This is a genomic window from Salinivibrio sp. IB872 (assembly GCF_001995345.1).
In the GTDB taxonomy this organism is placed as follows: Bacteria; Pseudomonadota; Gammaproteobacteria; order Enterobacterales; family Vibrionaceae; genus Salinivibrio; species Salinivibrio proteolyticus.
Map to the genome: position 1 here is coordinate 24,083 of NZ_MUFO01000037.1, position 6,183 is coordinate 30,265.

The window sequence follows — 6,183 nt, forward strand, 5'->3', positions numbered from 1 at the left end:
GCCTACGACTGACACACAGCAGCAACTTTAATAAAATCATGGTCACGCTTATTGTCTTCCTCAAGATTATAGGCAATGACGCACTGTTGATTATCTTTATCACCCCAATTTATCACAAGTTGCCCGGACAACGTTGACAACCGTACATAAGCAAGACCTGCCTGAGATACCATCCCCAACAAAGCACCTTCTTCGTTCATAATATTCGACCCTAAAGGAGGAACCGTATTCCCCTCAATTTTAAATAAAACCGCTTTACCTACTTCGGTGGCGACATCATATTGTACGCTGGCCCCCGCCGTTGGCACGAGGCGAAATTGTGTTTCTTTCAACTCAACATCTGGGTTTGACAGTGTTGAGGGATCAAGTGACACTTGGTTGTACTTATAAGGTGCCAGATGGTTAGCGATACCATAGCCATTGCTGTCTATACGCCCACCTCTAGAATTACGAATCCTCGCGCCCTCTGCATTATCAGCTTTTATGATTGCAAATGTATTCCCTAAGCTTTCAGTTAAATTCATACCACCTTCGTGAATAACCAAGCCCCCACGAGTGCTCACGCCCCACTGTGTGTAATTATCACTTCGGCTAACGCTTGCCCCGTAAGCGGCTTTTGGTGAAAGATGATTCACATTCATTGAAACCGTCGACTGCTTGCTATCGTTCAAACCGTAGTTTAATCCATACGTGGTATCCGCTAAGCCAGCTAATTGCCCAGAAACACCTGCCTGATAAGCAATACGATCACCCGTACTTGTTACGTTGAAGCTAGATAATGTTGGGGAATCACTCCCCCCAAATGGCATACTCCAGCCGAGATTCACTACATCATCAGTCGTTAAATCAGCTTGGTCAAAGCTACGCAAATAACCAATATTGAGTGTGGCTTTTCCGATCTGTGTGGAGTAACTCAGTTGCGCTTGGGTAGTTGCATCTTGATTATTCCTATATACAGTATGCGATCCCGAAAGGTTAAGTCGCCCTCTGCCTGGTAAGGATTGATCCACATTCACGCTAAAATAGTCTCGCTCAGATTGCACCAGTGCAGACGATTGCAAATCATCTTCTCCGTGTATTCGAGCAAAATCATTCAGCGTACGATACCCCTGACTTGAATAGCGATAACTGGCCAATGTCAGTGTTGTATCAGTTTGTTCAAAACCGATTGAATAATCTATGCCCGCTCGCCAACCATTAGTCGTGTTATCATCAATGATTGTATGTGAAAAACTTGAACGTATCCCAACGTCTCCATACGAGGTGCCTAATACCAAGCCGACGGTTGAACCTAAGTAATCTTCGGCAGCGCGCAAGCCGACATGCGATGTTAAGCTGTTGGTGATGCCCTGCTCGTACAGGCCTTGTGCAAAGTAAGGCTCATCATTGACGTCACTTAGCCTCATCTTACCCACTGCCAAATGGTAGCGAGACTGCCCCAATCGCATCGAACCGGGTACCGCATGGAAAGGGACGGTGAAGCGCTTAGTCTTACCGTCGGCTTCTTTGACCACCACATCAAAATCACCACGGTAGTAAGGTGACGTAATATCGTTAATTTCAAAAGGGCCAGGCGGCACTGTTTGTTGGTAAATTTCTCGCCCTTGTTGCGACACTGTTACGGTTGCGACCGAATCAGCCATACCGACAATAACTGGCGCATAGCCACGGCGAGACATAGGCAGCATCCGTGGATCCGACTGTACTTCCACCCCATCAAAAGTGACGCTATCAAAGACATTATCCGATGTGTATGTTTGTCCGAATGTTAACTTACTTTCCCAGTCAGGGATGGCGGTTTGTACATACGTACGCGCATGACTTAACTGCCGACGAGTACGACTACCGGCATTGTTATAGCTATAATTGAATTGACTTCTTACTCGCCAACGGTCAATGTTCATCCCCGTGCGCAAACCGACAAAGAGGCTATCATTGTCACTGTTATCATAGCCAGACGACAAATTTGAGCGATAATAGTTAGCATCATAGTTAGTAAAAAATGTAGCTTCTCCGTCATCCCACAGTGCACGTGGAATATAACCTTTTGGTTGATTTTCCGTATAAGCTTGTGGCACAAACACATTCAACCTTAACCGAGACATATCGACATCGAAACTGTAATCCTCAACAACCAAGCACTGCGTTATCACATCATTAGTAATGTATTCCTCTAAAACTCCCATTGCTTGCCAAGTTTCACGTAATAAACAAGGTACGACTTCACCATCTCGATTAATCAACTCAACAAGCTTTCGGCTTAAGAAGCGTTCGTTAATGTACACATCAAGACTATATTGGCCCGGACTGACATCAGACTGATTCAACACATTATCAAGTATACCATTTAACGACTCTTCCTCGGGATACCCCAATAATAACGATTCATCAAAGTCAAACTGGGGGGCTTCATTACCGTTTTTATCGGATTGTGCATAAGAAAAAGACGCCAGCACAACAACGATGATAGCCAGGACTAGCCTAAACATGGAAAACCTCTACTTCTCGGGGCAAACTTAATCCGCAATTTCCAAACTTCCAGACACTTGAGCGCCAAAGTCGTTAATATAGACATAATTAAACATGTCTATATTTTCTTGTTCTGGACTGATGCTTTTTTCTAAGTAGCTTTCTACCAACAAGTCATTGAATGGTTCAACCATGGCCGGCCCAAAAACATACTTTTCGTTATCTACGGTTAATGACCAACGCGATAAATTAATAAAGTATCCAGAGCGATTATTGAGAGTGACAGACGACAACTTTCCCGACCTCTCATATCCCAATTGGACTGTGACTTTTTCAATGGCTTCCGATGGTGGCCCCGCAATACCATTAGGCCGATAGAACAACTTAACGCGATTACGAAGAACGATAGAAAGTCTATTACTGTCGCTTTCGATATTAGGCGGGATAACTAGAAAGTTGAGATAAAAGATGCTTTCCCTGTCTTGGGCTAATGGTTCCCCTGTATACAAGATCCTCGCCGACTGACCTCCATTCGCGTTGACTTTAAATATCGGCGGCATGATGACAAACGAAGAGTCTGCTGTTTTCGGCGTCGATTTTTCATCTCCCTCATCAACCCAAATCTGAACGATATTTGGATATGCATCATTATTAGAAAACTGAATGGTATGTTCGTTTTTTTCTGCAGGATATATTACTCGCGTATTTTTCAACACAACAGAGGCATTCACCTGACAAAAAGGCAAGAAAAACAAAATAAAAACAAATATTTTCATCTTACTTTTTGAAGTCGACATAATCATAAAAACTCCAAACAGCTCCAGCGGACGCTCATCTATGTAAACAACATTTTAAAAAGCGACCCTGCCCACATTCCACATTGAAACCATGTCATCAAGGATGGCAAATTGAGTTGCAACAAAGAGAAAACATGGTTTAAATAAAACCATTACGCTTAGTCAAGACACCAAGTCGCGATAACACATAGGTGGAGCACCTAGCGCCCTTGTTGTTAGGCGTATGTTTACATGGCACTTGAGGCATCTAGGAAGGCACGTGTAACGCGCAAATACACTCACATAGAGGAATGCTGCACTGTGCTTGTCACACAGTGCAGCGGCCTATCATTACTATTAGTTATAAGAGATAGCGTACTGTAAAGAGCCTGAGACACTACCTGCCGTTGCTCCACCCAATTCACTGATGTATTGCACACCATATTCCGTCGTGGCAGACGTCGCACCTGACAATAGAACTAAGCCGCCTAATGATGCTTCTGAGGTCAAATCAACGGCCTGCAGGGAGTTATCTAAAATTTGTAGCGCTACATTCGCCGCATCACCCGTGTTACCCAGATTACCCGCCGCCGTGACATTATTACCCACGAACTTTGTTTTTAGTTGCGTGTCTGCCCCTGGTGCAGTACAACCTGTCAAACCAATGGTGAACATTCTCTGTCCAGCCGCTACATTCGCCGCATCACCCGTGTTACCCAGATTACCCGCCGCCGTGACATTATTACCCACGAACTTTGTTTTTAGTTGCGTGTCTGCCCCTGGTGCAGTACAACCTGTCAAACCAATGGTGAACATTCTCTGTCCAGCGGTATCGCCAGCGTTTGCTAGCTCGGCGGCTGATACCGATTCAAGCAAAACAACTGAGTTAGACACATTGTCATTCACCGTCACTGAGCAGGTTTGATCGGTCACTTCACCCGTAAATGTAATGGTATTGTTGGCGTAAGTTGCAGTTGATGTCAGTAAAAACATACCTGCTAAACCCATTGCGCTAGCGACTTTAGTGAATTTGTTTTGCATTACTCTACCTCTGTATTTTTAATGCTGGGCGCCTGTCCAATAACAAACCCCCGACCTCATTTAAAACGAGGACACAAACCGGCTGGTCGCTACCCTCGTAAGCAAGTGGGTGCATTAAACCATGGGGACTTTGGCATCGATATAGGAAAGTTCCTATTTAGGAAGGTAACAAGTCCTATACGTCAGAAGCAAAATTAACACATTGATATTTAATTGATTTCTTTATCATTAATACATCGAGCTAGCAGGAGAACGTGATAGAACTGCTTACACTTGCCTATCGTGGTCGTGATTTTCGTCACCATCTCGTGGTAATCTATGCTCAGCTTGGAGTAGACATCAGAATCAGTTGGGGATGACGTGTCACACAAACGACATGCCTCTCTATTATGATTTGAATGCTTGGCCGCAAGCAGGTAAAACCTCTACTCTGATAGGCTGACGCGTTACGAGTAGTCAGGTCGTATTGGTCAACATGGATCAGGTAATCGATTACAAGCGGAGACCGTCACAAAATTAAAGCATTCTTTGTTTAGCAGGTTAAGGTTTGTTCAACATTTTAAATTAAACTTATTGACGTGACAGCTAAACAACCTAATGACGAAAAGGATAGATAACATGAAGAACAAATTATGTTTTGGGTTTCTCGTAGTCGTTTTCTTCGCAAGCATGAATACGGTGGCGGCTGACGCCAACACAAAGGCGGTGGCGCGCACATTTGGCGAGTCTATTGCCTTTATGGGTAGCGTGGTTGAAAGCACCTGTAGCGCTCAGCAAGACAAATTTCAGTGCATTCGCATTGAAAAAGGAAACAGAGCCAAACCAATTTCGACGCATCCTGAAAAAATAAAGAACGTCAAATTCCAAACAATACAAAACAATCAGTATTTATTAGTGAGTTACCTATAACTGAGAGCACATTCGAACAAGGACAGATGCACGAATGCGGTTACATGAAAGGTGCTGCACTGTGCTTATCACACAGTGCATCGACCTATCATTACTATTAGTTATAAGAGATAGCGTACTGTAAAGAGCCTGAGACACTACCTGCCGTTGCTCCACCCAATTCACTGATGTATTGCACACCATATTCCGTCGTGGCAGACGTCGCACCTGACAATAGAACTAAGCCGTCTAATGATGCTTCTGAGGTCAAATCAACGGCCTGCAGGGAGTTATCTAAAATTTGTAGCGCTACATTCGCCGCATCACCCGTGTTACCCAGATTACCCGCCGCCGTGACATTATTACCCACGAACTTTGTTTTTAGTTGCGTGTCTGCCCCTGGTGCAGTACAACCTGTCAAACCAATGGTGAACATTTGTCCAGNCTAATGATGCTTCTGAGGTCAAATCAACGGCCTGCTGCAGGGAGTTATCTAAAATTTGTAGCGCTACATTCGCCGCATCACCCGTGTTACCCAGATTACCCGCCGCCGTGACATTATTACCCACGAACTTTGTTTTTAGTTGCGTGTCTGCCCCTGGTGCAGTACAACCTGTCAAACCAATGGTGAACATTCTCTGTCCAGCGGTATCGCCAGCGTTTGCTAGCTCGGCGGCTGATACGGATTCAAGCAAAACAACTGGGTTAGACACGTTGTCATTCACCGTCACTGAGCAGGTTTGGTCGGTCACTTCACCCGTAAATGTAATGGTATTGTTGGCGTAAGTTGCAGTTGATGTCAGTAAAAACATACCTGCTAAACCGATTGCACTAGCGACTTTAGTGAATTTGTTTTGCACTACTCTACCCTCTGTATTTTTAATGCTGGGCGCTTGTTCAATAACAAACCCCCGACCTCATTTAAAACGAGGACACAAACCGGCTGGTCGCTACCCTCGTAAGCAAGTGGGTGCATTAAACCATGGGGACTTTGGCATCGATATAGGAA

Annotated in this window: 5 protein-coding genes; 1 reads left to right on the forward strand and 4 read right to left on the reverse strand. The window is 44.5% G+C overall.

The window, feature by feature from the left end:
• Positions 1 to 2 precede the first annotated feature (2 nt).
• The 3 genes from BZJ18_RS13535 to BZJ18_RS13545 all read right to left on the reverse strand — a co-directional run bounded on the left by BZJ18_RS13535 (position 3) and on the right by BZJ18_RS13545 (position 4,286).
• Positions 3 to 2,489 carry a fimbria/pilus outer membrane usher protein gene (locus BZJ18_RS13535; protein WP_077457526.1) on the reverse strand — a complete coding sequence of 829 codons (2,487 nt, stop codon included), beginning with the start codon at positions 2,487 to 2,489 and terminating at the stop codon, positions 3 to 5.
• Between the two features lie 27 nt (positions 2,490 to 2,516).
• Complete coding sequence (locus BZJ18_RS13540; RefSeq protein WP_077457528.1) at positions 2,517 to 3,272, reverse strand: fimbrial biogenesis chaperone; 756 nt, start codon at positions 3,270 to 3,272, stop codon at positions 2,517 to 2,519.
• Positions 3,273 to 3,602: 330 nt separating this feature from the next.
• Positions 3,603 to 4,286 (reverse strand): fimbrial protein, encoded by a 684-nt coding sequence (locus BZJ18_RS13545; protein ID WP_077457530.1) that lies wholly within the window; start codon positions 4,284 to 4,286, stop codon positions 3,603 to 3,605.
• A 618-nt stretch (positions 4,287 to 4,904) separates the two neighbouring features.
• On the opposite strand from BZJ18_RS13545, the gene BZJ18_RS13550 reads away from it, so the two are divergent.
• Positions 4,905 to 5,195 carry a hypothetical protein gene (locus BZJ18_RS13550; protein ID WP_077457532.1) on the forward strand — a complete coding sequence of 97 codons (291 nt, stop codon included), beginning with the start codon at positions 4,905 to 4,907 and terminating at the stop codon, positions 5,193 to 5,195.
• Between the two features lie 97 nt (positions 5,196 to 5,292).
• On the opposite strand, the gene BZJ18_RS13555 is transcribed toward BZJ18_RS13550, so the two are convergent.
• Positions 5,293 to 5,544: a hypothetical protein gene (locus tag BZJ18_RS13555; RefSeq protein WP_108743155.1), complete on the reverse strand. Its 252-nt coding sequence runs from the start codon at positions 5,542 to 5,544 to the stop codon at positions 5,293 to 5,295.
• Between the last annotated feature and the right edge of the window lie 639 nt (positions 5,545 to 6,183).

Bases quoted from the DNA above. Each gene is read 5' to 3' on its own strand.
- BZJ18_RS13535 (WP_077457526.1), bottom strand. From the start codon at position 2,489: ATGTTTAGGCTAGTCCTGGCTATCATCGTTGTTGTGCTGGCGTCTTTT.
- BZJ18_RS13540 (WP_077457528.1), bottom strand. From the start codon at position 3,272: ATGATTATGTCGACTTCAAAAAGTAAGATGAAAATATTTGTTTTTATT.
- BZJ18_RS13545 (WP_077457530.1), bottom strand. From the start codon at position 4,286: ATGCAAAACAAATTCACTAAAGTCGCTAGCGCAATGGGTTTAGCAGGT.
- BZJ18_RS13550 (WP_077457532.1), top strand. From the start codon at position 4,905: ATGAAGAACAAATTATGTTTTGGGTTTCTCGTAGTCGTTTTCTTCGCA.